The sequence below is a fragment of the Parajatrophihabitans canadensis genome, from assembly GCF_053764775.1.
Window position 1 is genome coordinate 2,465,762 of record NZ_CM132445.1, and the last position, 20,747, is coordinate 2,486,508.

13 protein-coding genes and 2 rRNA genes are annotated in these 20,747 nt (G+C 61.2%); 14 read left to right on the forward strand and 1 reads right to left on the reverse strand.

Features of this window, described 5'->3' with window-relative positions; genetic code table 11:
* Positions 1-134: 134 nt before the first annotated feature.
* Both pheS and pheT read left to right on the forward strand, forming a co-directional pair.
* A complete protein-coding gene (gene pheS, locus ACSMXN_RS12000) occupies positions 135-1,256 on the forward strand; it encodes a phenylalanine--tRNA ligase subunit alpha (RefSeq protein WP_022912483.1) in 1,122 nt (373 codons plus the stop codon).
* 1 nt (position 1,257) lies between these two features.
* On the forward strand, positions 1,258-3,735 hold the full coding sequence (pheT, locus tag ACSMXN_RS12005; RefSeq protein ID WP_022912484.1) for a phenylalanine--tRNA ligase subunit beta: 2,478 nt from the start codon (positions 1,258-1,260) through the stop codon (positions 3,733-3,735).
* 35 nt (positions 3,736-3,770) lie between these two features.
* On the opposite strand, the gene ACSMXN_RS12010 is transcribed toward pheT, so the two are convergent.
* Positions 3,771-4,466, reverse strand: a complete 696-nt coding sequence (locus tag ACSMXN_RS12010) for a DNA alkylation repair protein (RefSeq protein WP_455407756.1) — start codon at positions 4,464-4,466, stop codon at positions 3,771-3,773.
* Between the two features lie 59 nt (positions 4,467-4,525).
* On the opposite strand from ACSMXN_RS12010, the gene argC reads away from it, so the two are divergent.
* From argC to ACSMXN_RS12070, 12 genes are all read left to right on the forward strand, one after another.
* Positions 4,526-5,542: an N-acetyl-gamma-glutamyl-phosphate reductase gene (gene argC, locus ACSMXN_RS12015; RefSeq protein WP_022912486.1), complete on the forward strand. Its 1,017-nt coding sequence runs from the start codon at positions 4,526-4,528 to the stop codon at positions 5,540-5,542.
* Positions 5,539-6,693 carry a bifunctional glutamate N-acetyltransferase/amino-acid acetyltransferase ArgJ gene (gene argJ / locus ACSMXN_RS12020; protein ID WP_022912487.1) on the forward strand — a complete coding sequence of 385 codons (1,155 nt, stop codon included), beginning with the start codon at positions 5,539-5,541 and terminating at the stop codon, positions 6,691-6,693. The genes argC and argJ overlap by 4 nt, the downstream gene beginning before the upstream one ends.
* Entirely contained in the window at positions 6,693-7,658 is a 966-nt protein-coding gene (gene argB / locus ACSMXN_RS12025; protein ID WP_051148819.1) for an acetylglutamate kinase, read from the forward strand. Before argJ ends, argB begins: the two co-directional genes overlap by 1 nt.
* Positions 7,655-8,899, forward strand: coding sequence for an acetylornithine transaminase (locus ACSMXN_RS12030; protein WP_022912489.1), 1,245 nt, complete (start codon positions 7,655-7,657; stop codon positions 8,897-8,899). The genes argB and ACSMXN_RS12030 overlap by 4 nt, the downstream gene beginning before the upstream one ends.
* Positions 8,896-9,819 (forward strand): ornithine carbamoyltransferase, encoded by a 924-nt coding sequence (gene argF, locus ACSMXN_RS12035; protein ID WP_022912490.1) that lies wholly within the window; start codon positions 8,896-8,898, stop codon positions 9,817-9,819. Before ACSMXN_RS12030 ends, argF begins: the two co-directional genes overlap by 4 nt.
* Positions 9,819-10,415: an arginine repressor gene (locus ACSMXN_RS12040; RefSeq protein ID WP_081649009.1), complete on the forward strand. Its 597-nt coding sequence runs from the start codon at positions 9,819-9,821 to the stop codon at positions 10,413-10,415. The genes argF and ACSMXN_RS12040 overlap by 1 nt, the downstream gene beginning before the upstream one ends.
* A gap of 87 nt (positions 10,416-10,502) precedes the next feature.
* A complete protein-coding gene (locus ACSMXN_RS12045; RefSeq protein WP_022912492.1) occupies positions 10,503-11,708 on the forward strand; it encodes an argininosuccinate synthase in 1,206 nt (401 codons plus the stop codon).
* On the forward strand, positions 11,705-13,132 hold the full coding sequence (gene argH / locus ACSMXN_RS12050; protein ID WP_022912493.1) for an argininosuccinate lyase: 1,428 nt from the start codon (positions 11,705-11,707) through the stop codon (positions 13,130-13,132). Before ACSMXN_RS12045 ends, argH begins: the two co-directional genes overlap by 4 nt.
* A gap of 9 nt (positions 13,133-13,141) precedes the next feature.
* Positions 13,142-13,786 (forward strand): DNA-3-methyladenine glycosylase, encoded by a 645-nt coding sequence (locus tag ACSMXN_RS12055; RefSeq protein ID WP_022912494.1) that lies wholly within the window; start codon positions 13,142-13,144, stop codon positions 13,784-13,786.
* Between the two features lie 4 nt (positions 13,787-13,790).
* Positions 13,791-15,059 (forward strand): tyrosine--tRNA ligase, encoded by a 1,269-nt coding sequence (gene tyrS / locus ACSMXN_RS12060; RefSeq protein ID WP_196811203.1) that lies wholly within the window; start codon positions 13,791-13,793, stop codon positions 15,057-15,059.
* Between the two features lie 540 nt (positions 15,060-15,599).
* Positions 15,600-17,117: ribosomal RNA gene (locus ACSMXN_RS12065) — 16S ribosomal RNA — on the forward strand.
* Positions 17,118-17,577: 460 nt separating this feature from the next.
* Positions 17,578-20,703: ribosomal RNA gene (locus ACSMXN_RS12070) — 23S ribosomal RNA — on the forward strand.
* Together the 16S and 23S rRNA genes form the textbook arrangement of a ribosomal RNA operon.
* Positions 20,704-20,747 lie beyond the last annotated feature (44 nt).

Sequence of the window (20,747 nt, forward strand, 5' to 3'; positions counted from 1 at the left end):
AGCGACTGCAATTGGGTGCGACGTGTCTCATAGACTGGATCGGCAATAACGTCATTGCGGGGCGCCTGAGCCCGATCAACCGAAGTTTTCGTTCCGATGGACGACGGCCGAGCCGAGAAAAAGAGGGAAGCACCATGTCCGGCGCCAACGATCCGTACGACCCCAAGCAGGTCGCCGCGCTGTCTCCGGAGGCTTTGCAAGCTGGCGTAGCTGCGGCGCGGGCGGCCTTCGAGCTAGCGTCGGATCTCGATGAATTGCACGTCGCCCAGGCCGCACATCTCGGTGACCGATCGCCACTTGCGTTGGCAAATCGTGAGATAGGTGCCCTGCCACCAGCGGCGAAGGCTGATGCCGGCAAGCGAATCAACGCGGCGCGCAACGAAGCGCGCGGGGCCCACACGGCACGGCTTGCCGTGTTGCAGGCTCAAAATGACGCGCAGGTGCTCGCCGAGGAATCGGTCGACGTCACGTTGCCGTGGGACCGCCACCTCGAGGGCGCCCGGCATCCGCTGACGACCACCCAAGAGTTGGTCGGCGACGTCTTCACGGCGATGGGTTGGGAGGTCGCCGAAGGGCCCGAGATCGAAGCCGAATGGTTCAATTTCGACGCGCTGAACATCGGTGTGGATCACCCTGCGCGCTCGTTGATGGACACCTTCTTCGTCGAAGATGCCAATGGTTCGTCAGACAGCGGCCTGGTTCTGCGCACTCACACGTCACCTGTGCAGGCGAGGGTGATGTTGGCCAGGACGCCACCGATCTACGTCGTCTGTCCGGGCAAGGTGTTTCGTACCGACGAACTCGATGCCACCCACTCGCCGGTGTTCCACCAGCTAGAGGGCCTGGTGATCGACAAGGGCATCACGATGGCGCACCTGAAGGGCACCCTCGATCACATGGCTGAGGCCTTCTTCGGACCAGGCATCATCACTCGGCTGCGCCCGTCCTACTTTCCTTTTACAGAGCCGAGCGCCGAACCCGACTTGTTGTGTTTCGTTTGCCGCGGGGATTCGGTCGGCAACCCGGACCGCCCGTGTCGAACATGCGGAAGCGAGGGCTGGATCGAATGGGGCGGCTGCGGCATGGTCAATCCACGAGTGTTGCGGGCGTGTGGCATCGATCCGGAGATCTACTCGGGTTTCGCCTTCGGAATGGGAATCGAACGAACGATGATGTTTCGGAACAACTCGGCCGACATGCGTGACATCGTCGAAGGCGACGTGCGTTTCACCCAGGCCTTCGGAATGGAGGCCTGAGATGCGAGCGTCGGTTTCGTGGATGGCCGAATTCGTAGACCTGCCGCCCGGTCTTGAGCCGCGGGCACTCGGAGACGCATTGGTTCGGGTGGGACTAGAGGTCGAGCGCGTCGAGTCCGCGGCCGACGGAATCAGCGGGCCAGTCGTGGTCGGTCGAGTTCTCTCCTTCGTCGATGAGCCTCAGAAGAACGGGAAGGTCATCCGTTGGTGCTCGGTCGACGTCGGTGAAGCTGAGCCGCGCGGAATCGTCTGTGGCGCTCATAACTTCGCCGCCGGCGATCTCATTATCGCGGTCTTGCCCGGGGCTACTTTGCCGGGTGGTTTCGACATCAGCGCTCGAAAAACCTACGGCCACGTATCTGACGGAATGATCTGTTCCGCGCGCGAACTTGGCGTCGGCTCGGACCACGACGGCATCGTGGTGCTGGAGCCGGGTTCAGCCGAGCCGGGCGATGATGGCCTGGATCGGTTGGGACTTCGAGATGCCGTTCTCGATATCGCCGTCACACCGGACCGCGGCTATTGCCTGTCTGTGCGAGGCCTGGCACGCGAGGCGGGCGCTGCGCTGGATGTCCAATTCCATGACCTGGACGTGGCGTTGCCAGCGAGAGATCAGGCTGCCTACCCGATTACGGTGTCCGATTCGGTCGGTTGCGATCAGTTCTCGGCACGAGCGGTGACCGGGTTCGATCCTGGCGCTCCCACTCCGCCACACATCGCGGCCCGGCTGCGCTCCTCGGGTATGCGTTCCATCTCGTTGGCTGTCGATATCACCAACTACGTGATGCTCGAGACCGGCCAGCCGCTACACGCGTTCGACCGCTCGAAACTCTCCGGTGGCATTGGGGTCAGGCGCGCGGAGGCTGGTGAAAAACTCACGACGCTGGACGGCATCGTACGAGCGCTCGACCCGGATGATTTGGTAGTAACGGATGATTCGGGTCCGGTCGCTCTCGCAGGTGTGATGGGTGGCGCTTCAACCGAGATCACGGCGGAGACGACCGCCATCTTGTTAGAGGCCGCCCACTGGAATCCGGCGGCCATCTCGCGGGCGGTCAGACGACACAAATTGCCTTCTGAGGCTGCAAAGCGTTTCGAACGTGGAGTGGATCCTCGCATTGCCGGCGTAGCACTGCAACGCTGCGTTGACCTGCTTGTCCGGTACGGCAGCGCGGTCGCGTCGCCGGGCTACTCCGTGATCGGCGATGGTCCTGCCCCGATCACCATCGTGTTGCCGGTGCTGCGTGCCGCTGAGCTATCCGGCCTCACGATCGCTCCTCAGACCGTGCGGGCGCGCCTCGAGCAGGTTGGGTGCCTTGTTGCCCCGGACCAGACAAGCAGTGATCGCTTCCTTGTCACGCCGCCAACGTGGCGTCCAGATCTCACCGATCCGGCTGACTTGGTCGAAGAGGTAGTCCGGCTGGTCGGGTACGACAAGGTGCCTTCGATCCTGCCGACCGCTCCCGCTGGAAATGGTTGGACCCCGAGACAAAAATTGCGGAGGTCGGTATCGCGGGCGCTCGCAGGAGCCGGCTATACCGAGGTCATCAATTATCCGTTCGTGTCACCGTCCATACATGACCTTTTCGGTTTGGCTGTCGATGACGAGCGTCGGCACGCAATCCGTCTCGCCAATCCCATTTCCGAAGCCGAACCTGAGATGCGTACCTCTCTGCTTCCCGGATTGTTGGCGAATCTGCTTCGCAACATTGGTCGGGGGAGCCGCGACCTCGCGACCTTCGAAATGGGTCTGATCTACCTGCCGGCCGAGACAACCCAGCGTGCCCCGCGCCCTAGCGTCGAACACCGACCCTCGGACGCCGAGCTCGCTGCAATCGCGCGAACGGTACCTCGACAACCGCGTCACGTGGCGACCCTGTCGGCCGGCGACTTCGACCGATCGGGGTGGTGGGGCGCCGGCCGAGCGGCCACCTGGGCCGACGCAATCGAATCCGCGCGAACCATTGCCCGGATGGCACGGGCTGAGCTGCGCATCCGACAGGCGCACGTCGCCCCGTGGCATCCAGGTAGGTGTGCTGAACTCCTGCTTGGTGACAAGGTGATCGGAGTGGCCGGCGAGCTGGATCCAAAGGTCGTCGCCGCACTTGACCTGCCGCCTCGGGTGAATGCGATGGAGCTCGACCTCGATGCTTTCGATCCACCTCCGCCCGCGCAGGCGCCCGAAGTCTCGAACTTTCCGCCTGTCCTTCTCGACGTAGCACTCGTCGTACCTGAAGCCGTTCCGGCTTCGGAGGTGATGGCGGCAGTCAGGACGGGCGCGGGCGAGCTTCTGGAGTCGGTCCGGCTGTTCGATGTCTACTCGGACGAGACACGGCTCGGGCCAGGTGTTCGCTCACTCGCGTTCGCCCTACGGTTTCGCGCGCCCGACCGGACACTGACCCTCGAAGAGGCGACGGCCGCGCGCGACGCCGCAGTCGCTGAGGCCGGGGCCAGATTCGGTGCCACGCTTCGTGGCTGACAGTCGCTGGTTTCATCGTCATCAGGATCGTGCGATCAGACATGTTTGAGCGCCTCACGCTTGGATAGTGGGCTCAGCTCCGTCGCATGTTCGGTCACAAAAGCACGTACCCACTCAGGATCCGTCCGCGCATATTCACGTAACGCCCAACCGATCGCCTTGCGCAGAAAAAAGTCTGGGTCCGCGGCGTTCGCGGCGATGGTGTGGGACAGCAGATCGGTATCCGTACTGGCTCGGGCGCCCAGTTGGCTGATCACGGCCGCGCGCCGCAACCATCGGTCCTCCGCCTGAGCCCAGGCGCGTATCACGGGATCGAGTTTCGGTCGATACGCCAACAGCAAGTCACTGACGCGATGCGCGACCTCGTCCACGTGATCCCACCAGGCGCCGGTGACAATCATTTCCTGCAGTAGCGGCACCGCTCGTGGGTCCATCAGACGCTGGGCCCTGCGGGTATCGAGCAACGCCGTGGCCGCGTAGCGCTGTTCGCGGTGAGTCGCTTCGCGCCAGAGTTGCGCCGAGGTGGCGGTCATCATTTCTAGGTCGACTGGCGGCCTGGCAAGCTCAGCCTGGCGGACGATGGCACGAACCATCGGCACCCGAACACCGAGGTATGGCATCTCCGACTTCATGTAGGCCTGCATGGCCGGCGCGAGAGTTGGGTCTGCCATCTCAGCCAGCTGTGTTCTTATGTCGCTGATGAGCCGCATGTCCGGGACAGATTGCCTCACGACGGCAGACTACCGACCCCGGAATGTATTTAGTTGCGTCGTGCTGCATAATAAATCGTATGGGAACTACGGTCGCCGTCGCCGGCGCTAGCGGATATGCGGGTGGCGAGCTGCTTCGGCTGCTCGCCGCGCACCCGGAGTTCGAGGTCGTGGCGGTTACGGCCCACGCAAATGCCGGCGAATTTGTCAGTGAGCTTCATCCGCACCTCGTCAGTTACGGCGACATGCGGTTCGCCGATACGTCGGCCGGTCTCCTCGGTCAGGCTGATCTCGTCTTTCTCGCCCTGCCGCACGGTGCGTCGGCCGCGATTGCTGGCCAACTCCCGAAATCGGCGCGCGTCGTGGACCTCGGTGCAGACTTCCGGTTACGCGACCCAGACGCTTGGCATAGGTACTACGGAGGCTCGCATGCTGGTACGTGGACGTACGGGCTACCAGAGCTTCCGGGTCAAAGATCGCTCATCGCTGCGAGCACCCACGTAGCGAACACCGGCTGCTATGCCGTCTCGATCATCGCCGCACTCGCCCCCCTTGTCGCTGGTGGCATCGTCGAACGTGAGGATGTCGTCGTGGTGGCCTCCTCTGGTACATCGGGAGCCGGACGATCAGCCAAGTTGAATCTCTTGGGCAGCGAGGTCATGGGCGACCTTTCGGGCTACAAAGTCGGCGCCCACCAGCACGTCCCAGAAATACTGCAAGCTACCGGCGCGGCGAGCCTATCGATGACGCCCGTCCTTGCGCCGATGGCGAGAGGTTTACTGGCAACGGTGACCGCCATTCCAGCGCGGCAGGGCCTGAGCGAGGCAGACGTTCGGGATGTCCTGTCGAGCGCTTACCACGATGAACAGTTCGTTCATGTACTTCCCGAGGGCCGCCAACCGCATACCGCCGCCACCCTTGGCTCGAACTCGGTTCACCTGCAGGCGCAGCTGGACGTCAATTCGGGGCGGGTGATCGTGACCTCGGCAATCGACAACCTAGGCAAGGGAGCCGCCGGCCAGGCACTGCAGAATGCCAACATCATGCTCGGGATCGACGAAGGTGCTGGTCTGTCTGCCAACGGAGTCGCACCGTGAGCGTCACTGCAGCGAAGGGTTTCCGGGCGACCGGGGTGGCGGCCGGCCTCAAAGTCAGTGGTGCGCCGGACGTTGCTCTGGTGGTCAACGATGGACCGCTTGATGGCGTCGCGGCCGTTTACACCGGAAATCGGGTGAAGGCAGCGCCAGTGCTGTGGTCGGAGCAGGCTTCGGCAGATGCCCGGGCGCGTGCCGTTGTGCTGAATTCGGGAGGCGCAAACGCCTGCACCGGGCCGGAGGGTTTCGCAGACACCCACCGCACTGCGGAGCGGGTGGCCCAGCTACTGTCCTGCGGCGCCGCCGATGTGCTTGTCTGCTCCACCGGACTCATCGGTGAGCGCCTGCCGATGGATTTGGTAATGGCGGGCGTTCGGGTCGCGGCTGACGCGCTTTCTGTTGATGGCGGCCCTGCCGCCGCTGAGGCGATCCGCACGACAGATACGGTCGCCAAGACGACTGTGGCGCGCCACCCGGCGGGCTGGACAGTCGGCGGCATGGCGAAGGGTGCCGGAATGCTCGCTCCGGGACTTGCCACCATGTTGTGCGTCATCACGACCGATGTCCAGGTCGACGCAACGACCCTCGATACCGCGCTCCGAGGCGCGGTGCGGCGCACATTTGACCGTCTCGATTCTGATGGATGCATGTCCACTAACGACACCGTGATCTTGATGGCCAGCGGTGCATCCGGATTGTCAACAGAGCCAGAGACTTTTGCCGACTATGTGCTCCAGGTATGTAGCGATCTGTCGGCACAGTTGCTTGCCGATGCTGAAGGCGCGACCAAGGAGGTCGAGATCGCCGTCCGTGGCGCGGCGTCGGAGGATGATGCGGTCGAGGTCGGACGGGCAATCGCCCGCAACAACCTCGTCAAATGCGCTTTGTTCGGCAACGACCCGAACTGGGGTCGGGTGCTTGCAGCCATCGGCACCACCTCGGCCGCCTTCGATCCGGACCAACTCGACGTCGCGATCAACGGTATTCAGGTCTGCCGCGCTGGGCAGGCGGCGGCGAGCCGCGACGGCGTTGACCTTACCGATCGCTCAATCGGTATCGAGGTCGATTTGAACGCCGGGGTCCATAGCGCAACAATTTTCACCAACGATCTGTCGCATGCGTACGTCGAAGAGAATTCGGCTTACTCCTCATGATGATTCCGAGCGCACCTACCACGCGAGACGGGATTTCGGCCGCTGAGTTGTCCCGGGCAGCCTCTAAGGCTGCGACGTTGATCGATGCCCTGCCCTGGCTCGGTAGGTTTCACGGCAAGGTCATTGTCATCAAGTATGGCGGCAATGCCATGACCTCACCGGACCTCCAGCAGGCCTTTGCCGAAGACGTCATGTTTCTGCGCTATGCAGGCATTCGCCCTGTCGTTGTGCACGGCGGCGGCCCGCAGATCACCGACCATCTCACTCGGTTGGGCATTGCGAGCGAGTTTCGTGGTGGTTTGCGGGTCACCACAGCAGAGGCAATGACCATCGTTCGGATGGTCTTGGTCGGACAGGTGAATGGCGACGTGGTGAACCTGATCAACAACTTCGGTGCGTTCGCTGTGGGCCTGTCCGGCGAGGACGGCGGACTCTTCACAGCCGAGCGGCGACCTGCACTGGTGGACGGTGTCGAGATAGACATTGGCCAGGTCGGCGATGTCGTGGAGGTCGACCCCAGTGCGGTAACTGCACTCCTGGATGCAGGCCGCATTCCGGTGATCGCCACCGTGGCGAGAGGTCGCGATGGGCTTTCGTACAACGTAAATGCCGATACCGCTGCCTCGGCACTTGCGACCGCGTTGCAGGCGGAAAAGTTGATTGTGCTCACCGACGTGCCAGGCCTGTACGCGGATTGGCCCGAGAGCACAGACGTAATCAGTGAAATCGGTGCAACCGAGCTTTCTGCCCTGTTGCCGTCCCTGTCCGCCGGCATGGTGCCAAAAATGGAGGCCTGCCTTCGGGCTGTGCGCTCTGGGGTACCGCGGGCCACCGTCCTTGATGGACGTGAACTGCACGCGTTGTTGCTGGAGATCTTCACAACCGAAGGCATCGGCACGATGGTCTTACCGGACGATCCGATGACCCCCCATCCCACTCACGTCGTACCTGGAGCAACCTCATGAGCACGTTGGACCTGCAACGGCGATGGGCCGACAGCATGATGGACAACTATGGCGTTCCGCCCATCGCGCTGGTGAGTGGTCGCGGCTGCAGGGTAGTGGATGCCGACGGATCAAGCTATCTCGATTTCATCGGTGGAATAGCCGTATCGGCCCTCGGCCACGCTCATCCGGCAATAACCAGTGCAGTCGCCACGCAGGTCGCGACGCTTGCCCACACGTCGAATCTGGCGATTCACCAGCCTGGCGTTGCGCTAGCTGAGAAGTTGGCCGGCCTGCTTGCAGGCGGCAATGCGTCCGCGCCCTCAGCGCGGGTGTTCTTTTCCAACGATGGCACCGAGGCAAACGAGTGCGCGATCAAGATGTCTCGACTGTACGGCCGCTCTCTCGATCCATCGGGTCGTCGCCTCGGGCTGGTTTCAACAGCCAACAGCTTTCACGGGCGCACGCTCGGCTCACTGTCGATCACCGGCAATCCCAGCAAACGGAAGCCCTTCGAACCGCTACCCGAGCCCGTGACCTTTGTCGAATACGGTGACGCAGCCGCGCTCGAGGCTGCGGTGGACGAAACCGTCGCCGCGGTCTTCCTAGAGACCACTCAAGGAGAAGGCGGGGTCGTTCCGGCGCCCGAAGGTTATCTCAAGGCGGCCCGCGAGATCTGCGACGCGTCAGGAGCGCTCCTCGTGATCGATGAGGTTCAAAGTGGGATCGGACGCACCGGTGAGTGGTTTGCAAGCCTCGCCGCCGGCGTGCAGCCCGACATCATCACCCTCGCCAAGGGACTGGGTGGCGGAATGCCGATTGGGGCTTGCGTGGGCTTTGGCGCCGCGGCGTCGTTACTGACGCCGGGTTCGCACGGCAGCACCTTCGGCGGCAATCCGGTGTCTTGTGCCGCAGCCCTCGCAGTGTTGACCACGATCGAACAGGACGGCCTGCTGGCAAACGTACGTGCGGTTGGCGCTGAGCTCATGTCCGGCCTGCGGGCAATCGCGACTCCGTTGATCGAGCAGGTCCGGGGCAGCGGCTTGTGGATCGGGGTGGTTTTGTCCGCGGATCTGGCCGGTGCTGTCGAAGACGCGGCTCGAAATCGTGGGCTGCTGGTGAATGCCGTGAAACCGAACGTGATTCGCCTTGCTCCACCACTGATTGTCACGGCGGCGGAAGCCGCCGAGGCAGTTGAGATTTTGTCGGCGGCCCTGGCTGAGGTGCAGGCCGAACGAGTTGCTCAGGCAGGTGTCGCATGACGCGCCATTTCCTGCGTGACGATGACCTGAACCCGGTCGAGCTGGCCGAGGTGCTCGAACTGGCAGATCGCCTGAAGGCGGATCGGTACAGCCACAAGCCACTCGCCGGCCCGCACTGCGTTGCGGTGATCTTTGACAAACCCTCCACCCGTACCCGGGTGTCCTTCAGTGTCGGCATCGCCGAGCTCGGAGGTCTACCGTTGATCATCGATGCGCAAACCAGCCAGCTCGGGCGTGGCGAATCGATCGAAGACACCGCGCGGGTGCTGGATCGTCAGGTGGCTGCAATTGTATGGCGAACGTTCGGTCAGGCGCGGATCGACGCCATGGCAGCAGCGAGTTCAGTACCGGTGATCAACGCGCTCACGGATGAGTTCCACCCATGTCAGATTCTCGCTGATCTGCAAACAATTCGAGAGCACAAGGGAAAGCTCGCCGAATTGACCATGAGCTACGTCGGCGACGCGGCAAACAACATGGCCAATTCGTACCTGCTGGGCGGGGCGGCCGCCGGCATGCATGTGCGAGTGGGGGGTCCGCAACATTACCTGCCGGATCCCGTGGTGGTCCGGCGAGCCAGCGAGATCGCGCTCGAGACCGGGGGTTCGGTAAGCGTCACCAGCCAGCCCGAGGCGGCCTTCGACGGAGCCGATGTGCTCGTCACAGACACCTGGGTGTCCATGGGTCAAGAGAGCCAGAAGACCGACCGAGAGGTTCCCTTTCAGCCCTTTGCGATCGACAGCGAGGCGCTTGCGGCTGCGGCACCGGACGCGATCGTGCTTCATTGCCTTCCTGCCTACCGGGGCAAGGAGATTTCGGCCGACGTCATCGATGGGCCTCAGAGCGTCGTCTGGGATGAAGCCGAAAACCGCCTGCACGCGCAGAAGGCGGTCCTGAGTTGGCTGCTGGAACGGTCCTGATGGCTAGACCTGCGGGCTCAGCGCGACACCCTCAAGTCCGGCAAGAACACCGGCGCGCGGGGATTGCCGATCCTGTCGTGGTTGCCGAACCTGTCGTGGTTGCCGAATTGACCTCCCGCGCCGCGCGCCATGCCAAGATTGTGGCGCTCCTGACAGAACACACCGTCCGCTCTCAAGGGGAGCTTGCCGAGCTCTTGAGAGCGGCAGGCGCGAAGGTCACCCAGGCGACGCTGAGTCGTGACCTGGACGAGCTCGGGGCAGTCAAACTGCGGACTCCCGACGGCGGACAACCCGTATACGTCGTGCCGCAGGACGGCGCCCCGCTCGCCGCGCGCCACGCCGATGACGCGCCGCCACAACGCCTGGCGCGCATGCTGGGTGAGTTGCTGATCTCGGCAGAGGCCAGCGCGAATTTGGTGGTGCTGAGAACTCCGCCTGGCGCTTCGAACTTTCTCGCAAGCGCGCTGGACCGTGCGAGTCTGCCGGAGGTGCTCGGAACCATCGCCGGAGATGACACCATTCTGGTAGTGAGCCGAAAGCCGCTTGGCGGCCAGGCACTGGCCGATCACCTGATCGGGCTATCACATACAAGCTGACGAAGAACGTTCTTACACCGAATAGCTGTTTAGCCGACCATCAACCGACGTAGTCGTACGAGTGGCAATATCGAAGAGGAGACATCAATGACGAACCGGGTAGTCCTGGCCTATTCTGGCGGGCTCGATACCTCCGTCGCGATCGGGTGGATCGCCGAGGAGACCGGCGCCGAGGTGGTTTGCGTTGCGGCTGACGTTGGTCAGGGTGGCGAAGATATGAACGATATCCGTCAGCGCGCTCTGGATTGCGGTGCAGTCGAGTCCATCGTTCTGGACCTCAAGCAGGAATTCGCGGATGAGTACTGCCTTCCTGCACTACGCGCCAACGCGCTTTACCTCGAGCGTTACCCGCTGGTATCTGCCCTTTCGCGCCCGGTGATTGCCAAACATCTGGCGCTTGCTGCACAGAAGTACGGCGCCGACACGGTGGCGCACGGCTGCACGGGCAAGGGCAATGACCAGGTGCGATTCGAGGTGGGCATCGGCGCGATCGCGCCAGAGTTGAACGTCATCGCTCCGGTACGAGATAGCGGTATGACGCGGGACAAGGCCATCCAGTTCGCCGAAGACAAGGGGTTGCCGATCGATCAGTCCAAGCGCTCGCCGTATTCAGTCGATCAGAATTTCTGGGGTCGCGCGGTGGAGACCGGCTTCCTGGAGGACCCGTGGAACGCTCCGATCGAAGATCTCTACTCCTACACCTCAGACCCTGCTGTAGCTCGCGAACCCGATGACGTTGTGATCAGCTTCGTGAACGGCGTGCCAACTGCAATTGACGGGAAATCGGTAACGATGCTCGAGGCAATCCTCGAGCTGAACCGGCGTGCCGGCGCGCAGGGTGTCGGCCGTCTCGACATGGTCGAGGATCGGTTGGTCGGTATCAAGAGCCGGGAGGTGTACGAAGCTCCTGGAGCGATCGCATTGATCACGGCGCACCAGGAACTGGAGGACCTCACTGTTGAGCGTGATCTTCGACGATTCAAGTTCTCCGTTGAACAGCGTTGGACTGAACTGGTCTATGACGGCTTGTGGTTCTCTCCCCTGAAGGATGCCCTCGATCGCTTCGTCGATGCCTCGCAGGCATACGTCACCGGTGACATTCGGCTGCGCTTGCACGGGGGGCGCGCGGTTGCCACCGGACGCCGCGGCGAAGGCTCACTCTACGATTTTGATCTTGCCACCTATGACACGGGCGATACCTTTGATCAGAGCTTGTCCAAGGGATTCGTTCAGTTGTGGGGATTGCCCAGCCGGATTGCGGCCCGTCGGCAGCAGAAGCTCGGCAAGCAGTGACCTCCGGTAATCCGACCGAACCTACGACGCGGTTATGGGGAGGCCGGTTCAGCGGTGGTCCGTCTGATGCGCTCGCCGCGCTGTCGGTTTCCACCCATTTCGACTGGCGCCTGGCGCGACATGACATCGCTGGGTCGAAGGCGCATGCCAGGGTGCTGGCCAAGGCTGGTCTGCTCAGTGAGCGCGAGCTGGACGGGATGCTCGCCGGATTGGACTCCTTGGACGCCGACGTGCGGTCCGGTGCTTTCGTTGCGAGTCCTTCGGACGAGGACGTGCACACGGCTCTGGAGCGTGGATTGGTTGAACGGGTAGGTGCCGACCTTGGCGGTCGCCTGCGCGCCGGTCGTTCCCGCAATGACCAGATCGCAACGCTCATTCGGATGTACCTGCGGGACGAGGCTCGTCAGCTTGCCGTCGAAGTCGGCTCGGTCATCAAGGCCTTGGCCGATCAAGCCGAGTCCCACCTCGGCGTTGCCATGCCGGGTCGAACGCATCTGCAGCATGCCCAACCGATCCTGCTCTCACACCATCTGTTGGCGCACTGCTGGGCACTGTTGCGTGATATCCAGCGGCTCGAAGACTGGGACGTCCGTGCCGCCGTCAGCCCGTACGGCTCGGGGGCGCTCGCCGGGTCCTCGCTCGGACTCGACCCGCAGGCGGTCGCGGTGGAATTGGGTTTCGACTCCAGCGCTGAGAACTCGATCGATGCGACGGCATCGCGCGACGTCGTGGCGGAGTTCTCCTTCGTCAGCACCATGATCGCGGTTGACCTCTCCCGAATTGCGGAGGAGGTGATTATCTGGGCGACCAAGGAGTTCTCCTTTGTAACGCTGGACGACTCGTACTCGACCGGGTCCTCGATCATGCCGCAGAAGAAGAATCCGGACATCGCCGAGCTAGCTCGAGGCAAGGCGGGGCGTCTGATCGGCGATCACGCCGGACTGCTGGCGACGCTGAAGGGATTGCCACTGGCGTACAACAGAGACCTGCAGGAAGACAAGGAACCTGTTTTCGACGCCATCGACAACCTTCATCTGCTCCTGCCGGCGTTCGCTGGCATGATCGCGACATTGGAGTTCAATACGGCGCGGCTCGAGTCGCTGGCTCCGCAGGGATTCTCGCTGGCGACAGATATCGCTGAATGGCTCGTCAGACAAGGCGTGGCGTTCAGGGTCGCCCACGAGGTCGCGGGGGAGTGCGTGCGGACCTGTGAAGGTCGCGGCATCGAGCTGATCGCACTTTCTGACGAGGACTTCGCGCAGATCTCGCCGCATTTGACGCCTGGCGTGCGGGACGTGCTCACCGTTGCCGGCTCGCTCGCTTCTCGGTCGGGACGTGGCGGTACCGCTCCAGTACGGGTACGCGAACAGTTGATCAACCTACGCGAGGTGTTGAACCGGCAGCTCGCATTCGGATCGGGCTAGCCTGCTGGCGTGATCGATCGTGACCAGCTGTCCAGGCCAGCGTTGGAAGTCGCTCCTACGCTTCTCGGCGCAATTCTGAAGAGCTCTGTAGACGGCGTCGAGGTATCGGTGCGCGTTACAGAGGTCGAGGCCTACGAGGGTGCCCTCGATCCCGCGTCGCATGCCTTCCGTGGACGAACGAAGCGGAATGCGGTCATGTTCGGTGCCGCGGGCCACCTGTATTGCTACTTCATCTACGGCATGCACTGGTGCGCCAACGTGACCTGTGGGACGTACGAGGTCGCCTCCGCGGTGCTGCTGCGTTCCGGTCAGATCGTCAGCGGTGAGGCTGCTGCTCGCGGGCGCACTCCGACAAAACTGAAGACTCCGATGCTCGCCAGCGGCCCTGCGCGGCTGGCCAGGTGCCTCGGCCTCACAGGGGAGCGAACAGGCACGGATCTGCTCGCCCGCAGCTCGCTCGTTCAGCTGCTTGAACTCGGCGAGGAGCAAACGTACTCGGTCGGCCCGCGCGTAGGCATCGCCGTGGCGGCCGACTTTCCGTGGCGATTCTGGTTGCCGGGTGAGCCTTCGGTCTCTCCATATCGGGTGGGAGGACGCCGCTCGGGCAGTGGGGTGGGTGCCCGCTCGGCGAATGGGATCAACCGGCAGACTTGAGGATGTGAACGTCACCCCGGATCCACCACAGTCTTCGCTGAGTCAATTGCCTACCCAGTTGCGCGAAGCTTATGAAGTGTTGTCGGCGGGCGCCGCCGATATCTTGCCCGCTGACGGATTGGCCGAACGTTTGCTGGCTGCAGATCGCGAAGGTCGACCCTTGCGGGTGAAGCTTGGTATCGACCCAAGCGGATCGGATCTGACGCTTGGGCACGCTGTTGTGTTGCGTAAGCTCCGCCAGTTTCAGGACTTCGGCCACATCGCAATCTTGGTTGTCGGCGGATTCACCGGCCAGGTAGGCGACCCGTCGGGTAAGACCAGCATGCGCGCCGCGCAGTCGGCGGAACAGGTGGTGGCCAATGCGCGAGGCTACTTCGACCAGATAATGCAGATACTCAAGCAGGACTTGACCGAGGTGCTCAACAACGCGGATTGGCTCGCTCCGATGGGCTTGGCAGAGATCCTCGGCTACACCCGGCTTATGACAGTCGCGCAGCTTCTGGAGAGGGACGATTTCGCCCGACGCTTTGCGAACAAGAGTCCGATCAGTCTGTCGGAGTTCTTCTACCCACTGTTACAAGGCATCGATTCAGTGGAGGTCCGGGCGGATATAGAGCTCGGCGGTACCGATCAAACCTTCAATAACTTGGTTGGCAGGGAACTGCAGCGGAGCCGGGGGCAGGCGCCGCAAGCAGTGCTGACGGTGCCGTTGCTCGTCGGGACCGATGGCGTAGAGAAGATGGGCAAATCGCTCGGTAACTACGTCGCGATCTCGGAGCCCGCAACGGAACAGTTCGGCAAACTCATGTCGATTCCTGACTCAGTGGTCGAGTCGTATGCCACCCTCTGCACCGCGTTGCATCCGCAGGAGGTAGCAAGGGTGGCTGCCGACATCGCGGCGGGCGGCATTTCGGCAAACCTGGCCAAGCGTCGCGTTGCCCGAGAGATCGTCGGTCTCTACCACGGACCAGCGGCGGCTACGGCTGCCGAGGAACACTTCAATGCTGTTCACCAACGGGGAGATCTGTCAGTTCAGGCGACCGATTTCAGTTGGGACCTGAGTGAGATGGTGCATCTGCCGGCGTTACTGTCCGCCGCGGGTTTGGCCGAAAGCACCTCCGCCGCCCGTCGCTTCATCGATTCTGGTGCCGTGAAGATTGATGGCGCGGTACAGCCAGCCAAACAGTACGACGTCGAGGGTGAGTCGCTTAGGAACCGACTTGTTTCGATCGGCAAGCGAAAGGTGGTCCGGGTCACAGCTAGCGTCGGCTGAACGAAGGGCTTAAATGATCTTGAAAGGCCGAAGATACGGGGCCTGGAGAGACCTGACGGCCACGATTTGTAATGGCAGAGGGCCTACGTTAAGGTTCTTGTTGCACGGTGTTGGGCTTGTTGTTGTGGGTCTGGTGGTGTGTGGTCATCGAGACAGAAAAGCGGCTTCATGCCGGTACTGATTGGTGGCGTTCGGGTCGGGTGCGGTTGTTTGACTGTGCGTGTCGGGCCGAGTAGTGTTTTGTGGGTTGCCCCGGATCGGATTCGCCTTTGTGGTGGGTTTGTGGTGGTGTGTGTTTGTTCTTTGAGAACTCAACAGTGTGCTGAAAGTTAGTGCCATTTTTTTGCCTGTGGCATGGTGGCTGGCTCTTTTGTGGGTTGGTTGTTGTGTTGTGGGTTGTTGTGATTGATTTAGGGTTGATTTTTTGTCGGCTCGGAATTGGTCAGTAATCGTTGACTGCTCTTTGGGGTGGTTGGCTTTCTTGTGGTTGATTCTCTGCTTCGCGCCTTTTTTGGTGTGGGGTGGGTTTTCTTTGAAGCATTCACGGAGAGTTTGATTCTGGCTCAGGACGAACGCTGGCGGCGTGCTTAACACATGCAAGTCGAACGATGAAGCCAGCTTGCTGGTGGATTAGTGGCGAACGGGTGAGTAACACGTGGGCAACCTGCCCCTGGCTCTGGGATAAGCCCGGGAAACCGGGTCTAATACTGGATATGAGATCGAGAGGCATCTCTTGGTTTGGAAAGTTTTTCGGCTAGGGATGGGCCCGCGGCCTATCAGCTTGTTGGTGGGGTAATGGCCTACCAAGGCGACGACGGGTAGCCGGCCTGAGAGGGCGACCGGCCACACTGGGACTGAGACACGGCCCAGACTCCTACGGGAGGCAGCAGTGGGGAATATTGCACAATGGGCGAAAGCCTGATGCAGCGACGCCGCGTGAGGGATGACGGCCTTCGGGTTGTAAACCTCTTTCAGCAGGGACGAAGCGTGAGTGACGGTACCTGCAGAAGAAGCACCGGCCAACTACGTGCCAGCAGCCGCGGTAATACGTAGGGTGCAAGCGTTGTCCGGAATTATTGGGCGTAAAGAGCTCGTAGGCGGTGTGTCACGTCGGCTGTGAAAACCTGGGGCTCAACCCCGGGCCTGCAGCCGATACGGGCAGACTAGAGTTCGGCAGGGGAGACTGGAATTCCTGGTGTAGCGGTGAAATGCGCAGATATCAGGAGGAACACCGGTGGCGAAGGCGGGTCTCTGGGCCGATACTGACGCTGAGGAGCGAAAGCGTGGGGAGCAAACAGGATTAGATACCCTGGTAGTCCACGCCGTAAACGTTGGGCGCTAGGTGTGGGCCTCATTCCACGAGGTCTGTGCCGCAGCTAACGCATTAAGCGCCCCGCCTGGGGAGTACGGCCGCAAGGCTAAAACTCAAAGAAATTGACGGGGGCCCGCACAAGCGGCGGAGCATGTGGCTTAATTCGATGCAACGCGAAGAACCTTACCTGGGCTTGACATGCAGGGAAATCTCGTAGAGATACGGGGTCCGTAAGGGCCTTGCACAGGTGGTGCATGGCTGTCGTCAGCTCGTGTCGTGAGATGTTGGGTTAAGTCCCGCAACGAGCGCAACCCTCGTCCTATGTTGCCAGCGAGTTATGTCGGGGACTCATAGGAGACTGCCGGGGTCAACTCGGAGGAAGGTGGGGATGACGTCAAGTCATCATGCCCCTTATGTCCAGGGCTGCACACATGCTACAATGGCCGGTACAAAGGGCTGCGATACCGCGAGGTGGAGCGAATCCCAGAAAGCCGGTCTCAGTTCGGATTGGGGTCTGCAACTCGACCCCATGAAGTCGGAGTCGCTAGTAATCGCAGATCAGCAACGCTGCGGTGAATACGTTCCCGGGCCTTGTACACACCGCCCGTCACGTCACGAAAGTCGGTAACACCCGAAGCCGGTGGCCCAACCCCTCGGGGAGGGAGCCGTCGAAGGTGGGATCGGCGATTGGGACGAAGTCGTAACAAGGTAGCCGTACCGGAAGGTGCGGCTGGATCACCTCCTTTCTAAGGAGCTGCTTCGGAATGTTCGCCGGTCCTGGGTGGCCGGTGGGGTTTCGCAGTGCATGCCTGTTCGTCGACGTCTGTTCGGCGCGGGCTGCTCGAGGGTGGAACACTAACTAATTCACTGGCTTCGGCCGGGGTGGGCTTTAGTACTCCAGAGTTTTCTGGGTGGAACGGGTCCGGTCCTGGTCCGGGGTGGTGTAGGCACACTGTTGAGTCCTGAGAGAACAAACAGTCCCGTCTAGCGGCGGGGGTTTGTTGCTTTCACGGTTTCCCTGGTTCGTGGCTTGGTCTGGTCTCTTTGCTGTTTGGGTAAGGGGTCGGGCGGGTCCGGGTGGGGGGCTGGATCGGTCTGATGCTCATGTTCCCTGAACTGCTTCTGCCTGTGGGTGGGGGTGTGCGGGGGTTGGTGTGAGTGTTGCCCGTACCTTGAGAACTGCACAGTGGACGCGAGCATCTTTGTGGTCAAGTTAATAAGGGCGCACGGTGGATGCCTTGGCACTAGGAGCCGATGAAGGACGTAGGAGGCTGCGATAAGCCTCGGGGAGCTGTCAACCGAGCTGTGATCCGAGGGTGTCCGAATGGGGAAACCCAGCACGAGTCATGTCGTGTTACCCGCATCTGAATATATAGGGTGTGTGGAGGGAACGTGGGGAAGTGAAACATCTCAGTACCCACAGGAAGAGAAAACAACCGTGATTCCGTGAGTAGTGGCGAGCGAAAGCGGAAGAGGCTAAACCAGTGACACGTGATAGCCGGCAGGTGTTGTGTTGTTGGGGTTGTGGGGCCATTCAGTGGGTTCTGCCGAGCCTGCAGGGAGTGAGAAAACAGTGTGGTTAGTCGAAGCGATTGAATGTCGTGGCGTAGAGGGTGATACCCCCGTAGACGAAAACCTGCTGTCTCCCGAGTGTTACCCCAAGTAGCAGCGAGCCCGTGAAATTCGCTGTGAATCTGGCGGGACCACCCGCTAAGCCTAAATACTACCTAGTGACCGATAGCGGACTAGTACCGTGAGGGAAAGGTTAAAAGCACCCCGGGAGGGGAGTGAAATAGATCCTGAAACCGCGCGCCTACAAGCCGTTGGAGCGTCGCCATGCCTTTGGGTGTGGTCGTGACAGCGTGCCTTTTGAAGAATGAGCCTGCGAGTTAGTGGTATGTGGCGAGGTTAACCCGTGTGGGGAAGCCGTAGCGAAAGCGAGTCTGAATAGGGCGTTTGAGTCGCATGCTCTAGACCCGAAGCGAAGTGATCTACCCATGGCCAGGTTGAAGCGCGGGTAAGACCGTGTGGAGGACCGAACCCACCAGGGTTGAAAACCTGGGGGATGAGCTGTGGGTAGGGGTGAAAGGCCAATCAAACTTCGTGATAGCTGGTTCTCCCCGAAATGCATATAGGTGCAGCGTCGCGTGTTTCTTGCCGGAGGTAGAGCTACTGGATGGCCTAGGGGGCTCACAAGCTTACCGAAGTCAGCCAAACTCCGAATGCCGGTAAGTGAGAGCGCGGCAGTGAGACTGCGGGGGATAAGCTCCGTAGTCGAGAGGGAAACAACCCAGAACACCAGCTAAGGTCCCCAAGCGTGTGCTAAGTGGGAAAGGATGTGGAGTCGCATAGACAACCAGGAGGTTGGCTTAGAAGCAGCCACCCTTTAAAGAGTGCGTAATAGCTCACTGGTCAAGTGATTCTGCGCCGACAATGTAACGGGGCTCAAGCACACCACCGAAGCTGTGTCATTCACGCGTTACCCTGTTCCTGCCTTTCGGGGTATGGGGCCAGGGGTGTGGATGGGTAGGGGAGCGTCGTGTGCCGGGTGAAGCGGCGGGGGAACCCAGCCGTGGACGGCACACGAGTGAGAATGCAGGCATGAGTAGCGAAAGGGGAGTGAGAAACTCCTCCGCCGGATGACCAAGGGTTCCTGGGCCAGGCTAATCCGCCCAGGGTAAGTCGGGACCTAAGGCGAGGCCGACAGGCGTAGTCGATGGACAACGGGTTGATATTCCCGTACCCGCGAAAGAGCGCCCATGATGAGGCTAGTGATGCTAAGCGCCTGAAACCGGTCATGTCTTCGGACGGAAACCGGTGGAGCGCGTGACCCGAGCTAGTAGTAGTCAAGCGATGGGGTGACGCAGGAAGGTAGTCGTACCAGTCAGTGGTAATACTGGGGCAAGGTGGTAGGGCGTCACGTAGGTAAATCCGCGTGACACAGGCCTGAGAACTGACGCGTAGCCGATTGGGGCGAATTCGATGATCCTATGCTGCCGAGAAAAGCCTCTAGCGAGCTCTGAGCGGCCCGTACCCCAAACCGACACAGGTGGTCAGGTAGAGAATACTAAGGCGATCGAGTGAACCATGGTTAAGGAACTCGGCAAAATGCCCCCGTAACTTCGGGAGAAGGGGGGCCTGTCCGCGTGATCCGTACAAGCGACGGTGAGCGTGGGAAGGCCGCAGAGACCAGCGAGAAGCGACTGTTTACTAAAAACACAGGTCCGTGCGAAGTCGCAAGACGATGTATACGGACTGACGCCTGCCCGGTGCTGGAAGGTTAAGAGGACCGGTTAGCCCGTAAGGGCGAAGCTGAGAATTTAAGCCCCAGTAAACGGCGGTGGTAACTATAACCATCCTAAGGTAGCGAAATTCCTTGTCGGGTAAGTTCCGACCTGCACGAATGGCGTAACGACTTCTCGACTGTCTCAACCGTGGACTCGGCGAAATTGCACTACGAGTAAAGATGCTCGTTACGCGCGGCAGGACGGAAAGACCCCGGGACCTTTACTATAGCTTGATATTGGTGTTCGGTTCGAATTGTGTAGGATAGGTGGGAGACTGTGAAACCCGCACGCCAGTGTGGGCGGAGTCAACGTTGAAATACCACTCTGTTCGAATTGGATGTCTAACCTCGGTCCGTAATCCGGATCAGGGACAGTGTCAGGTGGGTAGTTTGACTGGGGCGGTCGCCTCCTAAAATGTAACGGAGGCGCCCAAAGGTTCCCTCAGCCTGGTTGGCAATCAGGTGTTGAGTGCAAGTGCACAAGGGAGCTTGACTGTGAGACTGACAGGTCGAGCAGGGACGAAAGTCGGGACTAGTGATCCGGCACTGGCTAGTGGAAGCGGTGTCGCTCAACGGATAAAAGGTACCCCGGGGATAACAGGCTGATCTTCCCCAAGAGTCCATATCGACGGGATGGTTTGGCACCTCGATGTCGGCTCGTCGCATCCTGGGGCTGGAGTAGGTCCCAAGGGTTGGGCTGTTCGCCCATTAAAGCGGCACGCGAGCTGGGTTTAGAACGTCGTGAGACAGTTCGGTCCCTATCCGCCGCGCGCGCAGGAGTCTTGAGAAAGGCTGTCCCTAGTACGAGAGGACCGGGACGGACGAACCTCTGGTGTGTCAGTTGTCCTACCAAGGGCACTGCTGATTAGCTACGTTCGGAAGGGATAACCGCTGAAAGCATCTAAGCGGGAAGCTCGTTTCAAGATAAGGACTCCCATCCCAAGTGGAGTAAGGCCCCCGGCGAGACCACCGGGTTGATAGGCCAGAAGTGGAAGACCAGCAATGGTTGCAGCTGACTGGTACTAATAGGCCGAGGACTTCACCACAAACATGCTACGCGTCCACTGTGCGGTCTCTCGAGATACGGACC